Below are 25120 nucleotides of genomic sequence, written 5' to 3'. Positions count from 1 at the left end.
ATCGCGTCAGCGGACGCGCGACCCCTTGGCGAGCTCAATCAGCCGGCCCAGCACCCGACCGTTGCTGGTCCGCAACCCGCTGTGCTCGTGCTCACTGGTCACCCAGGGGTGCACCCCCGGCAGCAGGGCCGCGGTCTGCATCGAGAAGTCGAAGGGGACGAAGGCGTCGTTCAGATACACCGCCGCGGCACCGACGGCGCCGCTCTGGCGCAGGGCGTCGGCGTCATAGAGTTGCGGCCAGTCGTGCTGGGCCAGGATGCGGGTGACCTCGGCCCAGGGACGGAATGCGGGGACGGTGTCCAGCCACTCCCGGCGAACGTGCTCACCGGTGAACAGGGTCGGGTCGTCGGCGAAGTCGTCTGGTTCGGTCCGCTCGGCCGACCAGTCTGTGACGCACCCGTCGGCGTACGAGGACTCGTGCAGCACGTAGTAGAGCGGGTTCCTGCCCCGGTAGGACATTGCGGCCGCCAGGTCGTACCGGAACGCGTTCGATCGCGGATCGAGCTCGAGCAGCCAGTGCAGGGATCGCCAGCCGTGGTCGGCGCCGAGCTGGTGACCCACATTGCGCAACCGGCTCACCGACACGACCTCGCCGTCGGGCAGCACCAGCTCCCCGGCCGCGGCAAGGTCGACGAGCCGCCGGACTTTTTCGCGGTCATGAGGAAAGCGCCGATAGTACGCCTCGGAGAGTTGCCGCATCAGCTCATAACAGCTGGCGTAGATGTCGTCGCAGTGTCGGCCGATCGCGGAGAGACCTCCGGTGAAGTACGCCTCGGCGACCGAGTCGGCGTGCCGGCTCAGGTAGTGCAGCAGGGTGAACCCGCCGAACGACTGGCCCAGCACGCTCCAGCGGCGTACGCCCAGGTGTTCGCGCATCGCCTCCGCGTCGCGCACGATGCCGTCTGCGCGCAGGTGGGTGAGATGTTCGGCCACCTCGTCGGCGCTGCGATCGGTGAGTAGGTGATCTCCGACCGGGGTCGAGCGGCCGGTCCCGCGCTGGTCCAGCAGCACCACCCGGTAGTGCTCGAGAGCCGCGGGGAGCCAGGACGGTTCCGTCGGTTCCAGGGTCGGCCGCGGCGCCTCCACGCCAGGCCCACCCTGCAGATACACCAGATGGGGCAGGTCCTCCCCACCTTCACGGGCCACCACCCGGGCGAACACGTCGATGGTGCGTTGGTCACCGGGATCGGTGGTCAGCGGCACGGTGATGGTGTGCTCGGTCAACGGCAGGGGGCCAATGCGATAGCTCTCACTCACCCGCTCGACCCTAGCTGGCAGCCCGGACAGGATTGGGCTCGATCTCGGCGCTGACCGGGGTCGGCGGCTGTTCGGCGTACGCCTGGAGGTCCACCCGGCGGACCGCCGCCTCGGCGTACCCGCGGATGACCAACCACGACGGTGAAGGCTGGCATCTGCGCTATCGCGACGACCACGCTCCCGCGCTGCCACACGTGCTGCGTGCGGTGATCAGCGTCGGCACCGCGATGCACCTGACCGGTCGGGGCATGCACCGACTGGGCCGCTGCGCGGCCGGCGAAACGGGTGAGGCTCACAACGGTGGTCGCAGAGGGACTCGAACCCCCGACACCCTGCTTGTAAGGCAGGTGCTCTAACCAACTGAGCTATGCGACCGCAACTCCCAGAGGGTACTTGAACCGGCCCCACTCGGCCACTTCGGCTCGCTCCCCGATGACTGTCGGACCGGCCCTCTAACGTTTTCGACAACGGCAACGAAAGGGCAGCGATGAAGGTGCAGATGAGACCGCCGGTGTCACGGCAAAGGTGGATCGACGGCGATCCCGAGTGGGCGCGGCGGCTGCGCGACCACCGAATCCTCACCGCCGCCGAGGAGTCGGAGCTGGGCCTGCGGATCCAGGCCGGTGACGCGTCGACCGAGTTGGCGGTCGAGTTCGCGGGCGCCCGTCGGCTGCATCCCGACGACCGGGCCCGACTCGCCGAGGCGGCCGCCGATCGGGCCGAGGCGCGGGACACCTTCATCCGCCACAACCAGCGCCTGGTGGTCCAGGTCGCCCTGGCCACCGCCGACACCCTGCCGCTGGAGGATCGGGTGCAGGCGGGCAACCTCGGCCTGCTGCAGGCCGCGGAGAAGTTCGATCCCGGCCAGGGCAGCAAGTTCTCCACCTACGCCGTGTGGTGGATCCGACAGGCGATCGATCGCGCGATCGCCAACGAGAGCAGGGTGATCCGGCTGCCGGTGCACGTCCACGATCGGGTCGAGACGCTGCGACGGGCCGAGCGTCGGCTCCGCCGCGACGGCCGCTCCAGCGACGCGGAGCTGTGCGCCGAGCTCGGGTGGAGCGCCGACGAGCTCACCAAGGTGCGCGCCGTCGTCGCCGAGCACCTGTCCTGGGAGTCGGAGCTGTCCGACCCGGCTGCCGCCGAATGGCTGCCGGAGCGGCCGGACGACGGGGACGCGGTCCTCGATGAGGCGGCGCTGCAGCGCTTCGTCGCCGACGTCCGCACCCACCTCGACGACCGCTCCTTCCAGGTGCTGTGCCTGCGCAACGGGCTCGTCGACGGCGACCCGCAGACGCTGGACCAGATCGGTCAACGGTTCGGGGTCACCCGGGAGCGGATCCGCCAGATCGAGAAGAAGGCCGTCACCCTGCTGCGGGAGCGTCTCCCCCAGCCGACGTGAGTTCGCGGACGACCGCCAGATGAGCGTCCAGGTCCCGGCCCTCGCCGATCGGGTTCACCACGCTCCAGCGCAGCACCCCGTCCGGGTCGAGCAGGAACGACCCGCGGATCGCGCAACCGCGCTCGGCGTCGAACACCCCGAACCGTTCGGCGATCGCCCCGTGCGGCCAGTGATCGGCGACCAGGTCGAACCCGAACCCTTCGCGGTCGTCGAACACCCGCAGGGAAAACATGGTGTCGCAGGAGATCGCGGCGATCCGGCACCCGGCATCGGCGTACGCCTGCCGGTCCGCACGCAGCCGACCCAGCTCACCGGTGCAGATGCCGGTGAACGCGAACGGATAGAAGAACAGCAGCGACCACCCGCCCTCACCCAGGCGTACGCCTTGGCCGAATTGGTTGGTCGCCTCGACCACACCCACCCGATCCCCGATGCCGGGCACGCTCACCGGCGGGACCCCTTGGGGCGGACGAGCTTGCTGGCCGCCCAGTCGCCGGACACCTGGGCTGTGCTGGTCTGGGAGAGCCCCGCGGTGGTGGCGGCCTCGGCGATGTCGGAGGGGTCGACGTGACCATCGCGGCCGACCTTGGGGGTGAGCAGCCAGACCCAGCCCTTGTCTGCCAGATCGGTCAGCGCGTCGACCAGTCCGTCGACCAGGTCGCCGTCGTCCTCGCGCCACCACAGCAGCACCACGTCAACCGCCTCCATGGCCTCCTCGACCATTTCCGCGTCGATCGCGTCCTCGACGGCGATGCGGAGCCCGTCGTCCACGTCGTCGTCCCAGCCCAGCTCCTGAACGGCCATCTCATTCGATAGCCCCAACTGCTCGGCTGCGGCTGCTGCCTTGCCCCCGGCCGTACTCACCACCCACAGACTCCCGTCCCGTTGTTCGATGTGGACCCAGCTCGTCCATCTTTCAGCAGCATCGTGCCATGAGCCGCTGCTGCGCGGTACCCCAGCGACCCCAGCTCACCACCACGAGGGATTTCGACCGATCGCTCCGTGGCGAGACCCCGCGCTGGTGAGGTCCGACCAAGGGGTGCAAAATGGGCCTGGACAGTACGTCCCAAAAGGAGATCTGCTTTGGCCAGGCCAGGAGAACGTCCCGCAATCACCGCCGAGGGCACGGCCTTCCAGCTGCCCGACATCGATCCGGAAGAGACCCAGGAGTGGCTCGACTCGTTCGACGGGATGCTGGACAGCGACGGGCAGAACCGGGCCCGCTTCATCATGCTGAAGCTGCTCGACCGGGCCCGTCAGCGGCAGGTGGGTCTCCCCTCGCTGCGCAGCAGCGACTACATCAACACGATCGCCCCCGAGGACGAGCCGTGGTTCCCCGGCGATGAGGACCTCGAGCGCGAGATCCGCCGGGCCATTCGCTGGAACGCGGCGGTGATGGTGTCCAAGGCCAACCGCAAGGGTCTCGAGGTCGGCGGGCACATCGCCTCGTACGCCTCGGCCGCCAGCCTCTATGAGGTCGGTTACAACCACTTCTTCCGCGGCAAGGACCACCCCGGCGGAGGCGACCACATCTTCGTCCAGGGCCACGCCGCGCCCGGCATCTACGCCCGTTCCTACCTGCTGGGGCGGCTCAGCGCCGACCAGCTGGACGGCTTCCGCCAGGAGCACTCGCGCGGCCCCGGTCGCGGCTTGTCCTCCTATCCGCACCCGCGCTCGATGCCGGACTTCTGGGAGTTCCCGACGGTGTCGATGGGCATCGGGCCGATGAACGCGATCTATCTCGCCCGGTTCAACCGCTATCTGCAGAACCGCGGCATCAAGGACACCTCCCAGCAGCACGTGTGGGCGTTCCTCGGTGACGGTGAGATGGGCGAGCCCGAGTCGCTCGGCGCGATCGGGGTCGCCGCCCGCGAGGGGTTGGACAACCTCACCTTCGTGATCAACTGCAACCTGCAGCAGCTCGACGGCCCGGTGCGCGGCAACGGCAAGATCGTCCAGGAACTGGAGTCGTTCTTCCGCGGCGCCGGCTGGAACGTGATCAAGGTGCTGTGGGGCCGGGACTGGGATCCGCTGCTCGCCAAGGACACCGACGGTGCGCTGGTGAACAAGATGAACACCACCCCCGACGGACAGTTCCAGACCTACACCGTCGAGGACGGCGCATACATCCGCTCGCACTTCTTCGACGACCCGCGGCTGCAGAAGATGGTGTCGGGCATGTCCGACAAGGACATCGAGCTGCTCTCGCGCGGCGGCCACGACTATCGCAAGGTGTTCGCGGCGTTCAACCAGGCGTACAATCACCACGGCCAGCCGACGGTGATCCTGGCGCAGACGGTGAAGGGGTGGACGATCGACGCCCTGGAGGCGAAGAACGCCACCCATCAGATGAAGAAGTTGACCAGCGACGACCTGAAGGCGTTCCGCGACCGGATCCACATCCCGATCCCGGACAAGGATCTCGAAGACTCCTACAACCCGCCCTACTACCACCCGGGTGAGGATTCCGAGGTGATCAAATACATGGTCGAGCGGCGGATGAAGCTCGGCGGCTATGCGCCGATCCGTCGGGTCAAGCCGCGCAAGGTGGAGTTGCCGGGCGACAAGACCTACAAGCCGCTGATGGCCTCGCCGGCCGAGGGGCACAAGATCCCCAAGGTGGCGACCACCCAGGCGTTCGTACGCCTGCTCCGCGACCTGATGAAGGATCCGGAGATCGGCAAGCGGATCGTGCCGATCGCCCCCGACGAATATCGCACCTTCGGCATGGACTCGATGTTCCCGACCGCCAAGATCTACAACCCGGCCGGGCAGACCTACGAGTCAGTGGACCGCAAGCTTCTGCTGTCCTGGAAGGAATCCGCGCAGGGCCAGTTGCTGCACGAGGGCATCTCCGAGGCGGGCGGGCTCTCCTCGTTCACCGCTGCCGGCAGCTCATACGCCACCCACGGTGAGCCGATGATCCCGGTGTTCATGTTCTATTCGATGTTCGGCTTCCAGCGGGTCGGTGACTTCATCTGGGCCGCCAGCGACCAGCTCGCGCGCGGCTTCCTGATCGGGGCCACGGCGGGCCGGACCACGTTGACCGGTGAGGGGCTGCAGCACGCCGACGGGCACTCCCCGCTGCTGGCCGCCACCAACCCTGCCGTGGTGCACTACGACCCCGCGTTCACCTTCGAGGTCGCGCACATCGTGAAGGACGGGCTGCGCCGGATGTACGGCTATGGCTCGGATGAGAAGCACCCCAACGGTGAGGACCTCATCTACTACCTCACCGTCTACAACGAGCCGACCGACCAGCCCGGCCCGCCGGAAGAGCTGGACGTCGAGGGGCTGCTCAAGGGGATGTACCGCTACTCCCCCGCCCAGGGCGACGACAAGATGGCCAAGGCGCAGATCCTGGCCTCCGGCGTCGGCGTCCCGTGGGCGCTCAAGGCCCAGCAGATGCTGCGTGAGGAGTGGTCGGTGGACGCGGCGGTGTGGTCGGTGACCAGCTGGAACGAGCTGGCCCGCGAGGCGATGGCGGTCGAGGAGCGCAACTTCCTGCACCCCGATGAGCCGAACAGGACCCCGTGGGTGACCACCAAGCTCGCCGACGCTGACGGTCCGGTGGTGGCCGTCAGCGATTATCAGCGGGCGGTGCAGGACCAGATCCGGCCGTATGTGAAGCACGAGTGGCGCTCGCTGGGCACCGACGGGTTCGGCTTCGCCGACACCCGGGCCGCGGCACGCCGGTTCTTCATGGTGGACGCCGAGTCGATCGTCGTGGCGACCCTGGACGCCCTGGCCCGCGACGGGAAGTATCGCAAGGACGCGCCGGCCGAGGCCTTCCGCCGCTACAAGATCGACGATCCGACCGCGGTGTCCAACGTCAAGCAGGAGGGCGCGGGCGCCTGAGATGGCTGAGCCTGTCGGAGCCCTCAGCCCCGCCGAGGAGAGCCTGCTCGCCGCGGTGGTGGCGTTGGAGACGACGCGCTTCTTCGACGGCAACGAGCCCTCGGCGACCGTCGGTCTGGACAGCCAGCTGATCGGGATCCGGCGCCGGCCCAGTGACGACCCGTGGCGGGTGCCGCTGGTGGTGCGCGATGCTCCGCCGGTGGCGCTCTCCGACGGGCCGCTGCTCGGCCGCTACTGGGTGGGTGAGGAGCGTCGCGGCGAGGTCGTCGTCCGGGTGGTCGACGGCCTGCTGGCGTCGCTGGAACTGATCTGGGCCGAGGGTACGCCGCAACGCTGGCCCGAGCCCGGCGAGCTCACCGTCGGCTGAATAGCGGCGTACGCCTCAACCGCGGTCGCAGAACTCGAGCAGCTTCTCCAGCGGCCAGGTGTTGATGATCCGGTCGAGCTCGATCCCGTGCTGCTCGGCGCGCTCGCAGCCGTAGGCGACCCACTCCAGTTGACCCGGAGCGTGCGCGTCGGTGTCGATGGAGAAGTGACACCCGAGCTCCACCGCCAGCGACAGCAGGTCATCGGGCGGATCGCAGCGCTCGGGTCGGGAGTTGATCTCCACCGCGACGCCGAACTGGGCGCAGGCGGTGAACACCACCTCGGGGTCGAACACCGACTGCGGCCGGGTGCCACGCCCTCCGGTGACCAGCCGGCCGGTGCAGTGCCCGAGGATGTTGGTGGCCGGGTTGGCGATCGCGGCGACCATCCGGTGGGTCATCGACTCCGAGTCCATGGCCAGCTTGGAGTGCACCGACGACACCACGACGTCGAGCTCGCGCAGCAGCGCCGGCTCCTGGTCCAGCCGGCCGTCGTCGAGGATGTCCACCTCGATCCCTTTGAGCACACGGAAATCCGCGTCGGCGAAGGCGTCGTTGAGGTCGTCGACCAGCTCCAGCTGCTCGCGCAGTCGCTCGGCGCTCAGCCCGCGCGCCACCTTCAGCCGCGGCGAGTGGTCGGTGATCGCCTGATAGGAATAGCCGAACGACTTGGCGACCAGCATCATCTCCTCCAACGGCGACCCGCCGTCGGACCAGGTGGAGTGGCAGTGCAGGTCACCCCGCAGCGCCTCGCGTACCTGCTTGCCGCCGTGCGCCAACGGTTGCTGCTCGGTGCGCAGCTGCGCGAGATAGTCGGGTACGCCGCCGGCGACGGCCTGGGCGATGACGGTCGCGGTCTTCGGTCCCAGCCCGGGCAGCGACTGCCAGTCCCCCGCGCGTTGGTGCTCCTCGCGTTCGGTACGCCGCATCTCGGCGATCAGGTCGGCGGCCCTCCGGTAGGCCTTCACGCGGTGGGTGTCGGCGCGGCCACGCTCCAGCAGGAACGCGATCTCGCGCAGGGCTTCCACCGGGTCCATCGAGCCTCCTCAGCGCCTCGGCGATCGTGCCCGCCCAGCGTACCCATCACAACCGCCGGACTCAGTAAGGTCTGACCCATGACCCCGGAGCCACGCGGCGCACGATCGCCCCAGCTGTCCGCGCGGCAGCGGGCCGCGATCAGCCGTCGGTTGTCCGGGATCGCCTCGGTGATGGCGACCGCCGCGGCCGCCGAGATGGAGCAGCGGCACGCCTGGTTCAGCGCTCTGGGGGCGGAGCACCGGTCCTGGGTTGGCGTGGTTGCCCGGGCCGGTATTGACGGGTTCATCGAGTGGTTCGGCGACCCCGACTCGGCCAGCTCGGGGCTCGAGGTGTTCGCCACCGCCCCGCGCGCCCTGGCCCGCCACATCTCGCTGCACCAGACCGTCGAGCTGGTGCGCACCACCATCGAGGTGGTCGAGTCCAAGCTGCAGGAGCTGCTCCCGCGCGGCGATCGCCCGGTCGCGCAGCTCGCGATCATCCAGTACAGCAGGGAAATCGCGTTCGCGGCCGCCGAGGTGTACGCCCGCGCCGCCGAGACCCGCGGCGCCTGGGACGCCCGGCTGGAGGCGCTGGTGGTCGACGCTGTCGTACGCGGCGAGGCCGACGAGACGGTGCTCTCGCGGGCGTCCACGATGGGCTGGACGGCGACCAGCGCCGTGGCGGTCGCGGTCGGGGCGGCGCCCGGCAACGACGACCCGCGGCTGGGTGAGGACCTGCGGCGTACCGCCGCCCGCAGCGATGTGGACCTGCTGTCGGCGATCCAGGGCGACCGGCTCGTGCTTGTGCTGGGCGGCAGGCCGATGGCCGAGGTGGAGAGCGGTCTGACACTCACCGGACGGCTGCTCGACTTCTTCGGGCCCGGGCCGGTGGTCCTCGGGCCCTCGGTGGACCACCTGGTCGACGCCTCCGCCTCGGCCCGCTCGGCACTGTCGGGTCTGCGCGCGGCCGCGGCCTGGCAGGAGGCGCCGCGGCCGGTATCCGCGGTCGATCTGCTGCCCGAGCGCGCGTTGAACGGCGACGGCCACGCCCGACGCGCCCTGGCGCACGAGGTGTTCGGCCCCCTGGCCGAGGCCGGCGGCGGCCTGCTGGAGACCCTGGTCGCCTTCCTCGATGCCGGCACCTCGATCGAAGGAACCGCGCGCGCGTTGTTCGTACACGCCAACACCGTGCGCTATCGACTGCGCCGGATCACCGAGGTTTCCGGCTACAACCCCGCCGACCCGCGGGACGCCTATGTGCTGCGGATGGCGCTCACCCTGGGCCGGCTGCTGGGCCCGGGCACCCGCGACCAGGAGTCACGATGACGACCGCCACCGGGCTCCGCGACTGAAATGACCGACCGGTTTGTGGGAACCCCACAAAATCGCGGAGACCTTTTCGTGATGTCGCTGCGCGCGTGCGAGTACGCCGAGGCGACAGAGTGGGAGCGTGCTCGCAATCGTTGCGCCAGGTCAGGGCGCCCAGACACCAGGATTCCTCGAACCGTGGGTCGTTGACTCCCGGTTCGCCAGCCGGTTGGAGTGGTTCTCCGCCGTGACCGGGATGGACCTGCTGCACTACGGCACCAAGGCCGAGGCCGACACGATCCGCGACACCGCCGTGGCCCAGCCGCTGCTGGTGGCCGCCGGACTGCTCAGCGCGGTGTCGCTGTTCTCGCACCCGGCCGACGCGTTCCCGATGATCGGCGTCGGCGCCGGCCACTCGGTCGGCGAGATCACCGCCGCCGCCGGAGCCGGCGTACTGTCCGCCGAACAGGCGATGGTGCTGGTCCGCGAGCGCGGCCGCGGGATGGCCGACGCCTCGGCCGCCACCCCCACCTCGATGACCGCGATGGTGGGCGGTGACCCCGGGGAGGTGCTCGCCGCCATCGAACGGCACGGCCTGACCGCGGCCAACAACAACGGCAGCGGTCAGATCGTCGCCGCCGGGACCGTCGAGCAGCTGGCGGCACTGGCCGACGACGCACCCCGCCGCTGCCGGCTCGTCCCGCTCAGCGTGGCCGGCGCGTTCCACACCGAGCACATGGCCCCGGCGGTCGCCCACCTGGCGAAGCTCGCCGACGCGGTGTCCACCCACGATCCGCGGGTACGCCTGCTGTCCAACGTCGACGGTGCCGTGGTGCACGACGGTCACGACGTGTTGCGTCGGATCGTCGGTCAGGTGGCCAACCCGGTGCGCTGGGACCTGTGCATGGAGACGATGCTCGACCTCGGGGTGACCGGCATGCTGGAGCTCACTCCGGCCGGCACGCTGACCGGGATCGCCAAGCGGAATCTCAAGGGGGTCGAGCTTTTCGCGCTGAACACCCCCGATCAGCTGCCCGAGGCCCAGGAGTTCGTACGCCGCCACGGCGAGCCGTCCACCCCGGCCGAGCTGAACAACAACCCCACCTGGCGGCTGGTCGTGTCCCCCGGCAAGGGCCAGTTCACCCGTACCGACGGGGTTTCCGAGCAGTCGGTGCTGCCGGCGCTGGCCACCATCGGCACCGTCGCCAACCTGCGCGACGAGATCGCCGTGACCACCCCACACGGCGGTCTGGTCACCGAGTGGCTCGTCGAGGACGGCGATCCGGTCAGCCCGGGGCAGCCGCTGCTGCGCCTCTATCCCACTGTTGAGACGACCCAGGCGACGGAGGTTTCCCCGTGAGCGAAGCAATCCAGAAGACCGGGAAGATCCAGGCGCCGGCCGGCGCGCCCTACAGCCGGATCCTCGGTTTCGGCGCCTACCGCCCCTCGCGCGTGGTGAGCAACGAGGAGATGTGCACCATCATCGAGTCCACCCCGGAGTGGATCGAGCAGCGCACCGGGATCACCGAACGACGCTGGTCCACCAAGGAGGAAACCCTCGCGGTGATGTCGGAATCGGCGTCCCGACAGGCGATCGAGCGGGCCGGCATCGCGCCGGAGCAGATCGACCTGGTGATCGTCGCCACCGTCTCGCACCACCAGATCACCCCTGGTCTGGCCCCGCAGTTGGCGTACGCCCTGGGCGCCGGAACCGCTGCGGCGTACGACATCTCGGCGGCCTGTGCCGGCTTCTGCCACGCCCTGGCCCAGGCCGACGCGCTGATCCGCACCGGTGCCGCCACGCACGCTCTGGTGGTCGGCGCCGAACGGCTCAGCCAGATCACCGAGTTCTCCGACCGCAGCACCGCCTTCCTGTTCGCCGACGGGGCCGGCGCGGCCGTCGTCGGGCCGAGCGACACCCCGGGCATCGGCCCGGTCGTCTGGGGCTCCGACGGCGCGTCCGCCGAGGTGATCCACGCTCCGCTGACCACCGAGTGGGAGGGCGAGGGCCTGCCGAAGCTCAAGATGGACGGGCAACCGGTGTTCAAGTGGGCGTCCACCTCGGTGGCCCGCAAGACCGTCGAGATGCTCGACCGGGCAGGGATCACCGTCGACGAACTCGAGGTGTTCATCCCGCACCAGGCGAACAACCGGATCACCGACGCGATGATCCGCACCCTGCGCCTGCCCGAGCACGTCACCGTCGCCCGCGACATCAAGAAGCAGGGCAACACCTCGGCCGCCTCCATCCCGCTGGCGATCGAAACCTTGTACGCCGAGGGCCAGGGCCACAGCGGTCAGGTCGCCCTGATCGTCGGCTTCGGTGCCGGCCTCGTCTATGCCGGTCAGGTCATCGTCCTGCCCTGACCGTCCCCAGATTTCCAACCCGACCACCAAGACCTGGAACCCAGGAAACAAGAAGGAGAAGCCCAAGATGGCCACCACCGAAGAGATTCGCAGCCAGCTCGCCGAGATCGTGCACGAGGTGTGCAACGTGCCGGTCGAGGACGTGCAGATGGACAAGTCGTTCATCGACGACCTGGATGCCGACTCCCTGGCGATGAGCGAGATCATCTACGCCGCCGAGGACAAGTTCGGCGTCTCGATCCCCGACGAGGAGGCCAAGAACCTCAAGACCGTCGGTGACGCCGTCGCCTACATCGAGCGCGCCCAGTCCTGATTCCTGGCCGGCGGGATCCCCGTGAATCCTCGTGTGAGCGGGGATCCCGCCGAACGCACCACTCAACCGAACGAGAGCTGACATGAGCCGCACTGTTGTGATCACCGGGCTGGGCGCCACCACTCCGCTGGGCGGAGACGTCGCCAGCACCTGGCAGGGACTGCTGGAGGGCCGGTCCGGCGTACACGCGTTGACCGAGGACTGGGCCGAACAGCTCCCCACCCGGTTTGCGGCGAGGGTCGTCACCGAGCCGACCGAGGTGGTCCCCCGCCACGAGGCGCGCCGAATGGACCGAGCCAGCCAGCTGGCCGTCGTGGCCGGCCTGGAGGCGTGGGCCGACGCCGGTTTCGGCCTGGGCGAGGAGAACGACCTCGACCGCGAGCGCCTGGCCGTGTCGATCGGCACCGGCATCGGCGGCCTGCACTCCCTGCTGGAGAACTGGGACGTGATGAAGGAGCGTGGCGTCCGCCGGGTCTCCCCGTTCACGATTCCCATGCTGATGGCGAATGCGCCCGCCTCGCAGATCGGACTGCGGATCGGCGCCAAGGCCGGCGTGCACACTCCCGTGTCCGCCTGCGCCTCCTCCAACGAGGCCCTGGCCCAGGGTCTGACCATCGTCCGCGACGGCCGCGCCGACGTGTGCGTGGTCGGCGGCACCGAGGGTGTGGTGCACCCGCTGCCGATCGCCGCCTTCGGACAGATGCAGGCGCTGTCGCGACGCAATGACGAACCCGAGCGCGCCTCCCGACCGTGGGATGTCGACCGCGACGGGTTCGTGCTCGGCGAGGGCGCGGTGGTGCTGGTGCTGGAGACCCTCGAGCACGCCACCGCCCGCGGCGCCAAGATCTACGGAACCCTCGCCGGGGCAGGGATCTCGGCCGATTCGCACGACATCGTGCAGCCCGACCCGACCGGCACCGGACAGGCGTCGGCGATGGCTCGGGCGCTGGCCGATGCGCAGTTGAGCGCCGGCGACATCGCGCACGTCAACGCGCACGCCACCTCCACCCCGCAGGGGGACATCACCGAGGCCGGGTCCATCCGCAAGGCGCTGGGCGAGAACAACCACGCCATCGTGACCGGCACCAAGTCGATGACCGGGCACCTGCTCGGCGCCGCCGGCGCGCTGGAGTCGCTGGCCACCGTGCTGGCGCTGCGGCACCGCCAGGTCCCGCCGACGATCAACCTGGAGAACCCCGAGCCCGACCTCGGCATCGACATCGCCGCCAACACGGCCCGATCGCTGCCCGAGGGAGATCTGGCGGCGCTGAACAACTCGTTCGGCTTCGGCGGCCCCAACGTCGCCATCGCCTTCACCAACGCCAACGTGACTGGAGCGTGAGTGTGACCACCGATCAGGCCCAGGCCCAGCCGGCCGCTCCGGCGAAGAAGCAGAAGCTCCCCCGCGAACAGGATCCGCGCAACCCGAACCACCGCCTCGCCGCCCTGTTGGACGAGGGGTCGGTCGAACTGATCACCCCCGACGACGACTCGGGCATGCTGGCCGCCACCGGCACCATCGACGGCAACCGCGTCGTCGCGTTCTGCTCCGACGCCACCGTGATGGGCGGGGCGATGGGCGTCGACGGCTGCGACGTGGTCGTGCGGGCCTATGAGCGGGCAATGGCCGACCGGGTGCCGATCCTGGGCATCTGGCACTCCGGCGGCGCCCGGCTGGCCGAGGGTGTGCTGTCGCTGCACGCCGTCGGGCGGATCTTCAACGCGATGACCAAGGCGTCGGGAAAGATCCCGCAGATCTCCATCGTGCTTGGGTTTGCCGCCGGTGGTGCGGCCTATGGCCCGGCGCTGACCGACATCGTGATCCTGGCCCCGGAGGGGCGCATCTTCGTCACCGGGCCGGACGTGGTGCGCTCGGTGACCGGCGAGGACGTGGACATGCTGCGGCTCGGCGGACCGGACACCCACGGGCGTCGCTCCGGTGTGGTGCACGTGGTCGCCAACGACGAGGCGCACGCGCTCACCGAAGGTCAGCGACTGGTGTCGCTGCTGGCGAATCAGGGGCAGATCCGCGACTCGGTCGAAGATGACGACCTGGCCGAGAACCTCCCCACCTCCGCCAAGCGCGCCTATGACGTGCACCCGCTGATCAACGACCTGCTGGATGACTTTTCGGTGGTCGAGCTGCACGCGCGCTGGGCCCCGAACGTGACCGTCGCGCTCGGGCGGCTGGGTGGGCGTACCGTCGGCGTGATCGCCAACAACCCGCTGCGCCTGGGCGGTTGCCTGGATTCGCTGTCGGCGGAGAAGGCGGCCCGGTTCGTGCGGATGTGCGACACCTTCGGCGTACCGATGGTCGTGCTGGTGGACGTGCCCGGCTATCTGCCGGGTGTCGGCCAGGAGTGGGACGGCGTGGTACGCCGCGGCGCCAAGCTGCTGCACGCGTTCGCCGAATCGGTGGTCCCGCGGGTCACCCTGGTCACCCGCAAGGCCTACGGCGGGGCATACATCGCGATGAACTCACGCTCGCTCGGCGCCACCAAGGTGTTCGCCTGGCCCGGCGCCGAGGTCGCGGTGATGGGCCCGGTCGCGGCGGTGCGGATCCTGCACCGGCGCAAGCTGGCCGCGGTCGCCGACGATCTGCGCCCGCAGGTCGAGGCCGAGCTCGCCGCCGAGCACGAGCGGATCGCCGGCGGTGTGGACAGGGCCGTGGAGATTGGGGTGGTGGACGAGATCGTCACCCCCCAGGCCACCCGCTCGGCCCTGGCGGCGGCGCTGCGGGAGGCCGATCACGGCGAGCGCGGGGCGCACACCAACATCCCGTTGTGAGCCGGAGCGCTCGGCCGCCTCAGACGACCTTGTGCAGCCAGCGCACCGGGGCACCCTCCCCGGCGTACCGGAACGGCTCGAGCTCGTCGTCCCACGGCCGGCCGAGCAGTTCGTCGACGGCGTCGTGCAGCGACTTGCCGCCGAGCGCCTCGGCGACGACGGCGGCCTTGAGCCGATCCTCGGGCACCAGGATGTCTCCGTGCTGGCCGGTCGCGGCGTGGAAGACGCCCAAGCTCGGGGTGTAGCTGTAGCGGCAGCCCTCACCGTGCCGCGAGGCCTCCTCGGTGACCTCGAAGCGGATCCGCTGCCAGCCCTTGAGGGCGCTGGCCAGCCGGGCCGCGGTGCCCGCGGGGCCGGTCCAGGAATATTCGGCGCGATAGGCGGCCCGCTCGGCGGGCTGCGGGGTCCAGTCCAGGGAGGCAGGCATGCCGAGTATGCCGCCGGCCGCCCACTCGATGTGCGGGCACAGCGCGGACGGCGAGGAGTGGATGTAGAGAACTCCACGGGTCGTCGTGCTCATCGTTCCTCCCAAGGCTCTGAGGTTTGCCTTCCCCGACATCCTCAAACGATGGGTCGAACGATGAGCCCCATTGTGCATCACAAGTCACTTCTGCACCAGCGGTCACCTGACGTTCCGTGAGCGAGGAGCGTTGCAGGGTCACCCCGGCCAGTACTGGTTGGGGTCGAGCCGAGCGCCGAAGATGGCCTGACCGACGCGGACCGTGGTCGCCCCGTAGGCGATCGCCAGCTCGAAGTCCCCGCTCATCCCCATCGACAGCTCGTCATACGACCCGGCGGCCCGGTCGTCGTCGCGCAGTTGCCGTTGCAGCTGCTGCATCCGCTCGAAGCAGGGGCGTACTTCGTCGGGGTCGGTGGAGAACACGGCCAGCGTCATCAGCCCGCGGACGTTCAGTGCGTCGAAGGAGCGCAGCTCGGCGGCGAAGGTGGCCACGTCCTCGGGCGCCAGGCCGAACTTCTGCGGCTCGGCGGAGGAGTTCACCTGGATGAACACGTCGAGCCCGCGGCCCTCGGCCTGCAGCCGCTTCTCCAGTTCGGTGGCCACCTTGAGCGAGTCGAGGGCGTGGAACTCGTGCGCGAAGCGGGCCAGATTCTTCGCCTTGTTGGTCTGCAGGTGCCCGATCACCGCCCAGCGGATGTCGGTGTCGGCGAGCTCCTCGGCCTTCGCCTGGGCCTCCTGGACCTTGTTCTCCCCGAAGATCCGCTCCCCTGCGGCGTACGCCTCCAGCAGCGCCTCCGGCGGCTTGGTCTTCGACACCGGCAGCAGGCGCACCTCCCCCGGATCCCGCCCGGCCCCCTCGCACGCCCGCTCGATTCGTTCGTGAATGGCGGCGAGATTGCTGGCGATGCTCATGCCCCCAAACCTATTACGGCCAGCGGGCGCCGAGGGAGACGATGCCGAGGCTGGCGAGCAGGCCGAGGACGAGGCCGCCACCGACATAGCGGGAGGTGACTTCCAGGTACGCCTTCTCGGTGCCGGCGGAGCGGCGGATGTCGGCGTACACCTCGCGGAGTTTCTCCACCGTGGGGGCGTAGTAGCCCTTGCCGCCGCCCTCGGCGGCGATCTCGGCGAGCTGCTCCTTGTTCACCGCGACCCCCTCCTTGCGGCCGGTGCGCTTGTCGATGATGTAGCCGTTCGGGGTGCCGAAGGCGATCGTGTTGACCGGTACGCCGCGCTTCTTCGCCTCGGCGGCCGCCGCGAACGGGCTCCGGCCACGCTGCGACTCGCCGTCGGAGAGCACCACCATCGTCGCCGGCACCTTGGCGTTCGGGTCCTTCGGGTCGGGCGGGGCCATCAGCAGGGCGTCCAGCGCGGTGTAGATGCCCTCACCGATGGCGGTGGACTCCCGCAGCTGCAGGTTGTCGATGCCGGCGTTCACCACGCCCCGGTCGGTGGTCGGCGGCACCACGATCGAGGCGTTCCCGGCGAACTCGACCACCGCCACGTTGAAGCCCACCGGCAGGGAGTTCACGAACTCCTTCGCCGACACCTTGGCCGCCGCCAGCCGATTGGGCGGCACGTCCGCGGCCTCCATCGACAGCGACACGTCCAGGGCGACCACCACCGTGGCGCGCTCCCGCGGCACGTCGACGGTCTGGCGGGGGGTGGCCCAGGCGACCGTGAGCAGACCCAGGCTGAGGATCGCCAGCACCACGGCGAGGTGCCGCACCCACTTCCGGTCGACGTTGATCGCCAGCGTCTGCGGTCCCCGATCGCGGCGATACCACAGCAGCAGCAGATAGAGGCCGGCGAGCGCCGGCACCGCGATCAGGGCCCAGAGCCGCCCGGCGTGGGCAAAGCTGGGCAGTTCCAGCGGGAGCATCAGCAGATCGGTCATGGCCACCTCGCAGCCAAGGAGATTGCGGCAAGCGCTGCCAGCACGGCGAAGCCGAGGCCCCAGCCGGCCCAGGCAGCGGTGGTCTCCCGTTCGGCCTTCTCATAGCCGACCGAGGAGCCGATGTTCTCGTACACCTTCTTGAGTTGATCGGGGCTGGCGGCCTTGAAATAGGAGCCACCGGTCATCTCGGCGACCCGCTGCATCAGCGCCTGATCGACGGGCACGTGCTCCCGCTTGCCGTCCAGCTCGACGTAGCCGTTCTCGGTGCCATAGCCGATGGTGTAGACCTTCGTCTTGGCCTTCACCGCCTCCTGCGCCCCCTGTTCGGCGGGCCGACCGACGGTGTTGGTGCCATCGGAGAGCATCACCAGCGCGCCCGGCGCGGGCTTGTCGTCACCGGACTTGTCCTTGGGTGCCTGGTCCAGCGCCCGCAGCCCGACCACGATCGACTCCCCCACCGCCGTGGAGTCACGCAGCTGCAGCGAGTCGATACCGCGGATCAGCGCGTTGCGGTCCAGGGTCGGCGGGATCACCAGCGCCGGGTTTCCCGACATCGCGACCAGCGACACGTTGTACTTCTCCGGCAGGCTGCGCGCGAAGTCCTTGGCTCCGTTCTTGGCCACGGTGAGCCGGTCGGGTTTGACGTCGTTGGCGGCCATCGACTGGGAGACGTCGATGATCAGCACGATGGTGGCGCGCTCGCGCGGGACGTCCACCTGATCCACTGGCTTCGCCCAGGCCCCGGCCAGGCTGACCAGCGACAGCAGCGAGAGCGCGACCGCCAGGTGACGACGCCACTGGGACTGCTTGGGGACGACCGCACCGAGCATCGAGGTGTTGGTGAACCGCATGCCGCGCCGGTTCCTGCGGCGCGACGCCCACACGTACGCCGCCACCAGCAGCGGGATCGCAAGCAGCCAGAGCAGGCGGGTTGGCGCGGAGAAGTCCGGCAGCCACCCCTCGAGCGGACTCATCGACTCACCCCCTGCGGTGGTGCGTGCAGCATGCTGGCCACGCGTCGGTACGCCAGCACGAACCGCGCGATGTCGGCCACCCAGTCCCGGTCGGTGCGGAGCTGGATGTGACCCACCCCCGCACGGCGCAGGGCGATCCGGACCCGCTCGCGCTGGGCAGCGCTGGCGGCGTCCATCCGCTGTCGGGCGGCCGCATCCCCAGTATTCACGTAGCGTTCAAAGTCGGTCTCGGGATCGCGGATCAGGATCTCACCGACGTTGGGGAACTGCAGCTCGAAGCGGTCCACGACCTCGATGCAGAGCACCTGGTTGCGCACCGAGAGCCGCCGCAGCGGCCGCTCCCAGGGTGGCTCGATGTTCGGGTCGAGCTCATGATCACCGGGGGTCAGGAAGTCCGAGACGACCACCCGCAGACCCCGCCTCCGTTGGCTGCGGGCGAGCTGCTCGATCCCCTCGGGCAGGTCGTAGGGCCCGGTGGCGTGGTCGTCGACGATCGGCTCGTCCAGCATCTTGCCGAGCAGCCCATAGAGCGCGGTACGCCCGGAGCTGGCCGGCAATCGGCGGATCTTGTCCGGTCGCATGATCAGCCCACCGAACCGGTCGCCCATCTTCTGGCTCAGGAAGCCGATGGTGGCGATGGCCGCGATCCCCAGGTCACGCTTGGTGATGCCGGCGGTCCCCCAGTTCATCGATGGGGTGACATCCAGCAGCGCCCACACCTCGAGCTCCCGGTCGGCCATCGTGTCCCGCACGTGCGGGACCGTGGTGCGGGCGGTGACGGCCCAGTCCATCTTGCGGACGTCGTCCTGACCCGGCACGTATTCGCGGGCGTCGTTGGTGTCCGAACCCGGCCCCGGCAGCAGCCCCAGGTGGTCTCCGTGCAGGAAACCTTCGAGTCGGCGTACGATCGCCAGCTCGAGGCGACGCAGCGCCGCCTCGGGCGCCAGCTTGTGCAGCGGGACGGTGGCCCGGGTCGGCACCCCGAGCACCGAGGCGGCGGCCGCCGGTGCGCTGAAGTCGATCGGGTGCTGGCTCACGTCGGGTCCCCTGGCGGCTCAGTGCTGGTTGAAATCGGGTTGGCCCTGGCCGGGACCGGGCTGTCCCGCACTGGCGTGGCCGTTCTGCCCCTGGTGGCCCTGATGTCCCTGCTGTCCCTGACCCGGGTGGGCCTGGTCCTGGCCCTGGTGAGCCTGCGGGCCCTGCTGACCCTGCGGCTGGTTCCACACCGGGGTGGGCGGCGGGACCATCGCCAGGATCCGCTCGATCACCTGGCTGGGCTGGATGTTGTCGGCGACGGCGTCGAACCCGAGCACCAGCCGGTGCGACATCACGTCCTTGGCGACGGCCTGCACATCGGTCGGCAGCACGTAGTCGCGGCCGTGGATCAGCGCCAGCGCCCGGGAGGCGGCGACCAGGCCGAGGGTGGCGCGCGGGGAGCAGCCGATCTGGATCACCGAGGTGAGGTCGGGCATGTTGAACTCGGCGGGGGTACGCGTGGCCAGCACCAGCCGCACGATGTATTCGGCGACCAGGTTGTGCACGAACACGTCCGCGGCCTGGCGCTGCAGCTGCAGCACCAGCTCCGGGTCGAGCACCGGACGCGCCTCGGGCGGGTCGACGCTCATCCGGCGCAGGATCTCGAACTCCTCGTTGCCGCGCGGATAGGGCACGTCCACCTTGAGCAGGAACCGGTCGCGCTGCGCCTCGGGCAGCGGATAGACACCCTCGGACTCGACCGGGTTCTGGGTGGCGATCACGATGAACGGCTTGGGCGCGGGGTAGGTGTGGCCGGCGATGGACGCCTGCTTCTCGGCCATCAGCTCCAGCATCGCCGACTGCACCTTGGCCGGCGCGCGGTTGATCTCGTCGGCGAGCACGAAGTTGACGAACACCGGCCCGAGCTCGACCTCGAACTTCTCCTGGCTGGCCAGATAGATCCGCGTGCCGACGATGTCGGAGGGGACCAGGTCGGGGGTGAACTGGATCCGGGCGAACTCGCCACCGACCACGGTCGCGAAGGAGCGCACCGCCAGGGTCTTGGCGACACCCGGGACGCCCTCGAGCAGGACGTGCCCCTTGGCCAGCAGTCCGACCATCAACTGCTCGACCATGTGCTCCTGACCGACGATGATCCGTTGCACCTGACGAATGGCGTCCCCGAGCAGGCGGGCTGCGTCCTGGGTGCTGACCGAGGACTGGCTGGTCGGACTGGTCACTCACATCTCCTGTACGTACCGGTGGTTCACCGCGCGCGGGCTCGACCCAGCGTACCCAAGTCCGGAGTCCCACCCGGCTCAGCCGATCCGGATCCCGGAGGCTGGCACAATGGGAGCCGGCTGCCCGCTGCCGGGCCCGCCCGGCCCGTGTCCCGACCAGTGAGCAGGATGGATGTCGACCAACAACCGCGACGCCCAGCAGGGTGATGCGTCCGCCGAACCCGATTGGCACGGGTTCGAGGTGACGCCGGTGCTGCCCGAGGACCCGGCGAAGATCGGTGACTTCTGGCTCGACGGTCGGCTGCACTGGCGCCCGTCGGGGACCGCCTATCTGGGGCACGGCGACGGCCTCGAGCACCACACCCGAGGCACCACCACCAGTTCCGAGCAGTCGGTGGTGCTGCTGCAGCTGCACGCCGGGGCCGCCGCGGACAAGGTCGCCCGCGACCGCTTCTCGGGGATGATCAACCAGTTGCACATCGACGATGTGCTGGCCCGCGGCGGGCACGAGCAGGACGAGGGGCGCCTCGGTCGGCGGTTCCGTTCCGAGGACGACGACCCGGTCGACCCCGACGACAGTCACCCGATCGCACCCTGGGCCGCGCTCACCCTGACCGGTGAACCCGGCAACGCCCGCCGGATCTCCGAGCTGGCCAACAGCATCCTGGCCGAGGTCGACCTGATCGACCTGGCGCCGATCGGCGAGCCGAAGGGGCCGGACTATCGGCTGCCCTGGATCGACCGGTTCGGCTCCGGGCACAACCGGGTCTGGCCGCTGCCCTGGCCGGGTCGCTATGACCGGGCCGGGTTCCTGAGCATCCTGGCGTCCTGGTTGCTGATGGTGCTGCTGGCCACCCTGGCGGTACTGATCGCGATCCTCATCTTCCGGAACTCAGCCCCGCAGTCCCCGCCGCCGCAACCCGGCCAGGGTTCCGGGACTGGCCAGACCGGATCCGGTTCCCCGGGCACGGGCACGGGCACCGGCAGCGCGCCCCCGCCACCCCCGTCGGGGACCGCGACGCCGACGCCCTCACCGGCTCCGGGGCAGGGGTCGGGCTCGCCCACCCCGCAGAGCCCGTCCCCGTCCGGCTCCAGTTCCGCAGGTCCGGACGGGCCGACCCCGGATCCGTCCGCCAGCGCCCGGGGCACCCCGACCCCGCCCTCGCGGCTGTGAGTCGCCCCCGGCTGGTGGCGACGGACCTGGACGGCACGTTCCTCTCCCCCGACGGCACTGTCAGCGCCGAGAACGCCCGGGCGGTCGCCGACGCGATGGCCGCCGGGCTGCTGGTGGTGTTCGCCACCGGCCGCCCCCCGCGCTGGTTGTCGGTGCTGGCGGAGCTGCCCGTCTCCCACCCGATCGTGGTGGCCAGCAACGGAGCGCTGCTGTGGGATCTGGGCGATGAGCGCGCCCTGCACAGCCACCCGATTGATCGCCGGGTCGCGCGGCGGGCGATCCGGGACCTGCGGGCGGCCCTGCCGGAGGTCAGTTTCGGGTTCGAACAGGGGATGCGCTTCGGCGCGGAACCGGCGTACCGGATCGGTTGGCAGCCCGCCTCCGAGCTGGGCGACCCCCGCTTCTTCACCGGGGATGCCGAGGAACTGTCCGCCGAACCGTTCGTGAAGCTGCTGATCCAGCACCCCGCGCTCGGGTCCGCCGAGCTGGCGGCACGGGCCGCCGAGGTGGTCGGGGACGCGCTGACGCTGACCTGGAGCTCGTTCTCCGAGTTGCCGGGGCTGCTGGAGGCGAGCGCCCCGGGGGTGACGAAGGCGCGGACCCTGGCCGCGTACGCCGCAGAGCTCGGCGTCGCACGCGAGGAGGTGGCCGCCTTCGGCGACATGCCGAACGACCGGGCCATGCTCGAATGGGCCGGTCAGGCGTACCTGATGGCACAGTCGCACGTGAGCCTGGCGGATCTGTCCGCCACGGTGATCGGGAGCAACGCGGAGTCCGCGGTTGGGCGTACCATCCGAGCGTGGTTGTGACTCGGCGGCTGTTGACTGGCCTGGGCCGGGCGCTGTTGCCCATCCTCGCCGCCTGCTATGCGGTCGCGAGCATCCGCGGTGCCAGCGTCTGGCCGTGGCAGCCGTGGAGCCAGGATCTCGAGGTCTATGTCAACGCGGCCCGTTTCCTGGTCCGCGGCGAGGACTTCTACACCAGCACCGTCACCTTCCCCTACATCTATCCGCCGATCGCGGCCGTGCTGGCGATTCCGTTCACCTGGCTGCCATGGTGGCTGAGTCAGCTGATCTGGGCCTCGGCCAACGGCCTGATGACGATGGCGGTGCTGCGCCGGCTCGGGCTGCGGCCGTGGTGGGCCAGCGTCGCGGCCGCGGCCGTGGTGGTGCTGGCCGATCCGTTCCTGACCACGATCCGGCTCGGTCAGCTCGGCATCCTGCTGCTGACCCTGGTGCTGTTCGACGTGCTCGGCCCGGCCGACGGGCGTCGGCGCAGGCTGCCCGGCGGGATGCTGATCGGCCTGGCCACCGGGCTGAAACTCACCCCGGCTGTGTTCATCGTCTATCTGTTCCTGGTCGGTCGGCGCCGCGACGGGCTGGTCGCCATCGGCACCTTCGTGGGCACCATCCTGCTCGGGCTGGCGGTGGCCCCGGGACCGGCCGCCGGCTATTGGGGTCGACTCGCCGGGGGCGATTCGGGCGCCAACCCGGACGCGTTCGGCTGGATCTACAACCTGTCGGTCTCCAGCGCCGCCCAGCGCTTCCTCGGAATCGAGACGGGTACGACCGTCGGCCTGGCCCTCGGGGTGGTGATGGTGGTGATCGGGCTGGCCGCCGCCTGGCGTTGCTGGCGTATCGGACATGAGGTGCTCGGGCTGGGCATTCTCGGGCTGATCTCCAGCCTGGCCAACCCGATCGCCTGGTCGCACCACCTGACCTGGCTGCTGCCGCTCGGGTACGCCGCCTGGCGCGACCGGCTGCCCGTCTGGACGCGGATGCTGGCGATGGCCGCGGTGCTGTGGTGCCTGATCAACCCGCAGTGGAGCCTGGGCGGGGCGCCCTGGGCCCAGCGGGAGATCTTCGAATATTCGATCGGGCAGAAGTGGTTCGCGGCCGGGCCCAACCTGCTGAGCACCGCGATCGCGATCGCGGTCCTCTTCCTGCCCCGCTCCGCGGCGGCGTCGAGCCCATCGGAAAATCGAGACTCGCCGTGGGAGACGCACTCCAAAGCGGCGAGCCGGTAGTGTCGTGCCGGTGCTGGATCGCGGTGCTGGATTGAGGACGAGCAACGAAGAGGGCGCTGCATGGAGAAGGTGAAGCGGGTCGCACTGTGGGTGATCTACGCACTCCCCCCGCTGTTCGCGGCGGTGTACGCCGGCGCCACCGAGGTCAAGGAGGGGCAGTTCACCCCGTGGTCCCCCAACATGATCGACCTCGAGGTCTACGTGCGCACCGCCCACCGGGTGCTCGAGGGGCGCGCCTTCTACAACATCCGCGGTGACTGGCTGCCCTTCATCTACCCGCCGTTCGCGGCCCTGCTCGCGGTCCCGTTCGCCCTGCTGGACAAGATCCCCGGCGAGGTCGCCTGGCTGCTGCTGAACGGCCTGGCGGTGATGGCGATCTGCTACCGGTTGAAGTTCCGGGGCTGGCAGCTGTCACTCGTCGCGACCGCGGCGATCTGGATGATCGAGCCGCTGCGGATGACCCTCGGCTTCGGCCAGGTGAACATCTTCATGATGGCCCTGGTCGCGCTCGACCTGATGCCCGGTCCCCGACTGCTGGGCAAGCGCCGCTGGCTGCCCGAGGGCTGGCTGACCGGGATCGCGACCGCGGTCAAGCTGACCCCGGCGCTGTTCGCGGTCTACCTGTTCCTGTCCGGCCGGGTGAAGGCGGCGATCGTCACGTTCGTCTCGTTCGTTGCCGCGACCGTGATCGGCGGCCTCCTGCTGCCGAGGCCCTCGCTGCTCTTCTGGACCCGTCTGGTCGGCGGCGACTCCGGGATGAACACGCAGATGAAGTACTACACGAACCAGTCGGTGATCGGGAACTACATCCGCTTCACCCACGCGCCGTCGGACAAGATCCCGCTGGAGGGACTCGCGCTGGCCGGCATCGTCTGTGTGATCGGGCTGGTGGCCGCGGTGCTGTGGCACCGCAACGGGCATGCCGCGCTGGGCATCTGCCTGACCGGCTTCGCCGGCCTGCTCGCCTCGCCGATCTCGTGGAGCCACCACTTCGTCTGGGTGATGCCGCTGGCGATCGTGCTGGTGATCGACAAGGCGCTGCCGTCGGCGCTCCGCTTCTATGGCCTGGTCACCTCGTTGTGGGTGGCGTACGCCCCGTTCATGCAGTTCGTCGACTTCCAGGACGAGTTCAAGTACACCGACGGGCAGAAGCTGATCGACGCCGGCACCATGTTCTTCAGCATCGGGCTGTTCGTGCTCGCGCTGGTGCTGGCGATCGTCGAGCGGCGCCGGCGCGGGCTGCCCTGGCTGCCGCTGACCCTGCGCCGCTATGAGGTGCCCACCGATGCCGGATCGGAGCTCGCCACCAGCGCGGTTGGCGCGGGCGGCTCCGGATCCACGGCCGTGGGACTGCCGGTCAGCGACACCGGGGATCAGCACTCCCGCCAGGACTGACCCTTCCGGAGGCCGCGCGCGGTCGGGCGCCCACTTCGCGTACCCAACGCCACTTCGCGTGCTGAGTTTCACTTCGCGGCTCACCGGTAGTCCGTTGAGTGACGTTCGGTCCGCGAAGTGAGCTTTGGTACGCGAAGTCAGCGCTAAGATGGCCGCCGCATGCGCCGATAGCTCAGCCGGTCAGAGCAGGGGACTCATAATCCCTGGGTCGTGGGTTCGAGCCCCACTCGGCGCACCCGGCTCACGCTTATCGCTCCACACTCACGCTCTCCCAACTGGGGACGCGGGACAATTGACCGATAAGC

General features: G+C 69.8%; 23 protein-coding genes, 2 tRNA genes and 1 pseudogene. 14 read left to right on the top strand and 12 right to left on the bottom strand.

What is annotated here, in order from left to right; genetic code table 11:
- Window positions 1-6: 6 nt before the first annotated feature.
- The 3 genes from CGZ93_RS17140 to CGZ93_RS17135 all read right to left on the bottom strand — a co-directional run bounded on the left by CGZ93_RS17140 (window position 7) and on the right by CGZ93_RS17135 (window position 1632).
- Window positions 7-1257 (bottom strand): alpha/beta fold hydrolase, encoded by a 1251-nt coding sequence (locus tag CGZ93_RS17140; RefSeq protein ID WP_094365360.1) that lies wholly within the window; start codon window positions 1255-1257, stop codon window positions 7-9.
- 10 nt (window positions 1258-1267) lie between these two features.
- A complete protein-coding gene (locus CGZ93_RS19790; protein WP_267489752.1) occupies window positions 1268-1390 on the bottom strand; it encodes a hypothetical protein in 123 nt (40 codons plus the stop codon).
- A gap of 168 nt (window positions 1391-1558) precedes the next feature.
- A tRNA-Val gene (locus CGZ93_RS17135) sits at window positions 1559-1632 on the bottom strand.
- 124 nt (window positions 1633-1756) lie between these two features.
- Between CGZ93_RS17135 and CGZ93_RS17130 the strand changes: the two genes are divergently transcribed.
- Window positions 1757-2659, top strand: a complete 903-nt coding sequence (locus tag CGZ93_RS17130) for a sigma-70 family RNA polymerase sigma factor (protein WP_176451820.1) — start codon at window positions 1757-1759, stop codon at window positions 2657-2659.
- Here the strand turns inward: CGZ93_RS17130 and CGZ93_RS17125 are convergent.
- Together CGZ93_RS17125 and CGZ93_RS17120 are read right to left on the bottom strand one after the other, a co-directional pair.
- Entirely contained in the window at window positions 2622-3107 is a 486-nt protein-coding gene (locus CGZ93_RS17125; protein ID WP_094365358.1) for a redoxin domain-containing protein, read from the bottom strand. The two genes, CGZ93_RS17130 and CGZ93_RS17125, sit on opposite strands and share 38 nt — an antisense overlap.
- The gene (locus tag CGZ93_RS17120) at window positions 3104-3463 is read right to left on the bottom strand and encodes a DUF3052 domain-containing protein (protein ID WP_094365357.1); all 360 of its coding nucleotides are present in this window, start codon (window positions 3461-3463) and stop codon (window positions 3104-3106) included. Before CGZ93_RS17120 ends, CGZ93_RS17125 begins: the two co-directional genes overlap by 4 nt.
- A gap of 279 nt (window positions 3464-3742) precedes the next feature.
- Between CGZ93_RS17120 and aceE the strand changes: the two genes are divergently transcribed.
- Both aceE and CGZ93_RS17110 read left to right on the top strand, forming a co-directional pair.
- Window positions 3743-6517 carry a pyruvate dehydrogenase (acetyl-transferring), homodimeric type gene (gene aceE / locus CGZ93_RS17115; RefSeq protein ID WP_094365356.1) on the top strand — a complete coding sequence of 925 codons (2775 nt, stop codon included), beginning with the start codon at window positions 3743-3745 and terminating at the stop codon, window positions 6515-6517.
- Between the two features lies 1 nt (window position 6518).
- Window positions 6519-6884, top strand: a complete 366-nt coding sequence (locus CGZ93_RS17110; RefSeq protein ID WP_094365355.1) for a hypothetical protein — start codon at window positions 6519-6521, stop codon at window positions 6882-6884.
- Window positions 6885-6899: 15 nt separating this feature from the next.
- On the opposite strand, the gene CGZ93_RS17105 is transcribed toward CGZ93_RS17110, so the two are convergent.
- Entirely contained in the window at window positions 6900-7919 is a 1020-nt protein-coding gene (locus tag CGZ93_RS17105) for a PHP domain-containing protein (RefSeq protein WP_094365354.1), read from the bottom strand.
- A gap of 171 nt (window positions 7920-8090) precedes the next feature.
- Here CGZ93_RS17105 and CGZ93_RS17100 point away from each other — a divergent pair, with 171 nt between their 5' ends.
- The 6 genes from CGZ93_RS17100 to CGZ93_RS17075 all read left to right on the top strand — a co-directional run bounded on the left by CGZ93_RS17100 (window position 8091) and on the right by CGZ93_RS17075 (window position 14673).
- Window positions 8091-9224, top strand: a complete 1134-nt coding sequence (locus CGZ93_RS17100; protein ID WP_094365410.1) for a PucR family transcriptional regulator — start codon at window positions 8091-8093, stop codon at window positions 9222-9224.
- 124 nt (window positions 9225-9348) lie between these two features.
- A complete protein-coding gene (locus tag CGZ93_RS17095; RefSeq protein ID WP_094365353.1) occupies window positions 9349-10566 on the top strand; it encodes an acyltransferase domain-containing protein in 1218 nt (405 codons plus the stop codon).
- Window positions 10563-11573 carry a beta-ketoacyl-ACP synthase III gene (locus CGZ93_RS17090; protein ID WP_407643956.1) on the top strand — a complete coding sequence of 337 codons (1011 nt, stop codon included), beginning with the start codon at window positions 10563-10565 and terminating at the stop codon, window positions 11571-11573. The genes CGZ93_RS17095 and CGZ93_RS17090 overlap by 4 nt, the downstream gene beginning before the upstream one ends.
- Window positions 11574-11640: 67 nt before the next feature.
- On the top strand, window positions 11641-11886 hold the full coding sequence (locus CGZ93_RS17085) for an acyl carrier protein (RefSeq protein ID WP_094365352.1): 246 nt from the start codon (window positions 11641-11643) through the stop codon (window positions 11884-11886).
- Window positions 11887-11968: 82 nt separating this feature from the next.
- Window positions 11969-13228 (top strand): beta-ketoacyl-[acyl-carrier-protein] synthase family protein, encoded by a 1260-nt coding sequence (locus CGZ93_RS17080; protein WP_094365351.1) that lies wholly within the window; start codon window positions 11969-11971, stop codon window positions 13226-13228.
- Complete coding sequence (locus tag CGZ93_RS17075) at window positions 13225-14673, top strand: carboxyl transferase domain-containing protein (protein WP_229117553.1); 1449 nt, start codon at window positions 13225-13227, stop codon at window positions 14671-14673. The genes CGZ93_RS17080 and CGZ93_RS17075 overlap by 4 nt, the downstream gene beginning before the upstream one ends.
- A gap of 19 nt (window positions 14674-14692) precedes the next feature.
- Here CGZ93_RS17075 and CGZ93_RS17070 read toward each other — a convergent pair whose 3' ends face one another.
- From CGZ93_RS17070 to CGZ93_RS17045, 6 genes and pseudogenes are all read right to left on the bottom strand, one after another.
- Window positions 14693-15193 carry a DUF3145 domain-containing protein gene (locus tag CGZ93_RS17070; protein ID WP_094365349.1) on the bottom strand — a complete coding sequence of 167 codons (501 nt, stop codon included), beginning with the start codon at window positions 15191-15193 and terminating at the stop codon, window positions 14693-14695.
- A gap of 138 nt (window positions 15194-15331) precedes the next feature.
- Window positions 15332-16045 (bottom strand): YggS family pyridoxal phosphate-dependent enzyme, encoded by a 714-nt coding sequence (locus CGZ93_RS17065; RefSeq protein ID WP_229117552.1) that lies wholly within the window; start codon window positions 16043-16045, stop codon window positions 15332-15334.
- Window positions 16046-16058: 13 nt separating this feature from the next.
- On the bottom strand, window positions 16059-17030 hold the full coding sequence (locus CGZ93_RS17060; RefSeq protein WP_229117551.1) for a VWA domain-containing protein: 972 nt from the start codon (window positions 17028-17030) through the stop codon (window positions 16059-16061).
- Complete coding sequence (locus tag CGZ93_RS17055) at window positions 17027-18004, bottom strand: VWA domain-containing protein (RefSeq protein WP_094365347.1); 978 nt, start codon at window positions 18002-18004, stop codon at window positions 17027-17029. Before CGZ93_RS17055 ends, CGZ93_RS17060 begins: the two co-directional genes overlap by 4 nt.
- A complete protein-coding gene (locus tag CGZ93_RS17050; protein WP_094365346.1) occupies window positions 18001-19041 on the bottom strand; it encodes a DUF58 domain-containing protein in 1041 nt (346 codons plus the stop codon). The genes CGZ93_RS17055 and CGZ93_RS17050 overlap by 4 nt, the downstream gene beginning before the upstream one ends.
- 165 nt (window positions 19042-19206) lie before the next feature.
- Window positions 19207-20220, bottom strand: a pseudogene (locus CGZ93_RS17045) (AAA family ATPase); the annotation flags it as partial.
- A gap of 172 nt (window positions 20221-20392) precedes the next feature.
- Here CGZ93_RS17045 and CGZ93_RS19100 point away from each other — a divergent pair.
- From CGZ93_RS19100 to CGZ93_RS17020, 5 genes are all read left to right on the top strand, one after another.
- Complete coding sequence (locus CGZ93_RS19100; protein ID WP_094365344.1) at window positions 20393-21394, top strand: hypothetical protein; 1002 nt, start codon at window positions 20393-20395, stop codon at window positions 21392-21394.
- On the top strand, window positions 21391-22203 hold the full coding sequence (locus tag CGZ93_RS17035; RefSeq protein WP_094365343.1) for an HAD family hydrolase: 813 nt from the start codon (window positions 21391-21393) through the stop codon (window positions 22201-22203). Before CGZ93_RS19100 ends, CGZ93_RS17035 begins: the two co-directional genes overlap by 4 nt.
- Window positions 22194-23420, top strand: a complete 1227-nt coding sequence (locus tag CGZ93_RS17030) for a glycosyltransferase 87 family protein (protein WP_176451819.1) — start codon at window positions 22194-22196, stop codon at window positions 23418-23420. The genes CGZ93_RS17035 and CGZ93_RS17030 overlap by 10 nt, the downstream gene beginning before the upstream one ends.
- A gap of 60 nt (window positions 23421-23480) precedes the next feature.
- Window positions 23481-24815 carry a glycosyltransferase family 87 protein gene (locus CGZ93_RS17025; protein WP_094365341.1) on the top strand — a complete coding sequence of 445 codons (1335 nt, stop codon included), beginning with the start codon at window positions 23481-23483 and terminating at the stop codon, window positions 24813-24815.
- A gap of 161 nt (window positions 24816-24976) precedes the next feature.
- A tRNA-Ile gene (locus CGZ93_RS17020) sits at window positions 24977-25050 on the top strand.
- Window positions 25051-25120: the final 70 nt, after the last annotated feature.

Origin of the sequence: Enemella dayhoffiae (assembly GCF_002250625.1) — a bacterium.
Lineage (GTDB): Bacteria > Actinomycetota > Actinomycetes > Propionibacteriales > Propionibacteriaceae > Enemella > Enemella dayhoffiae.
This window is presented reverse-complemented; position numbering and strand designations above follow the sequence as displayed.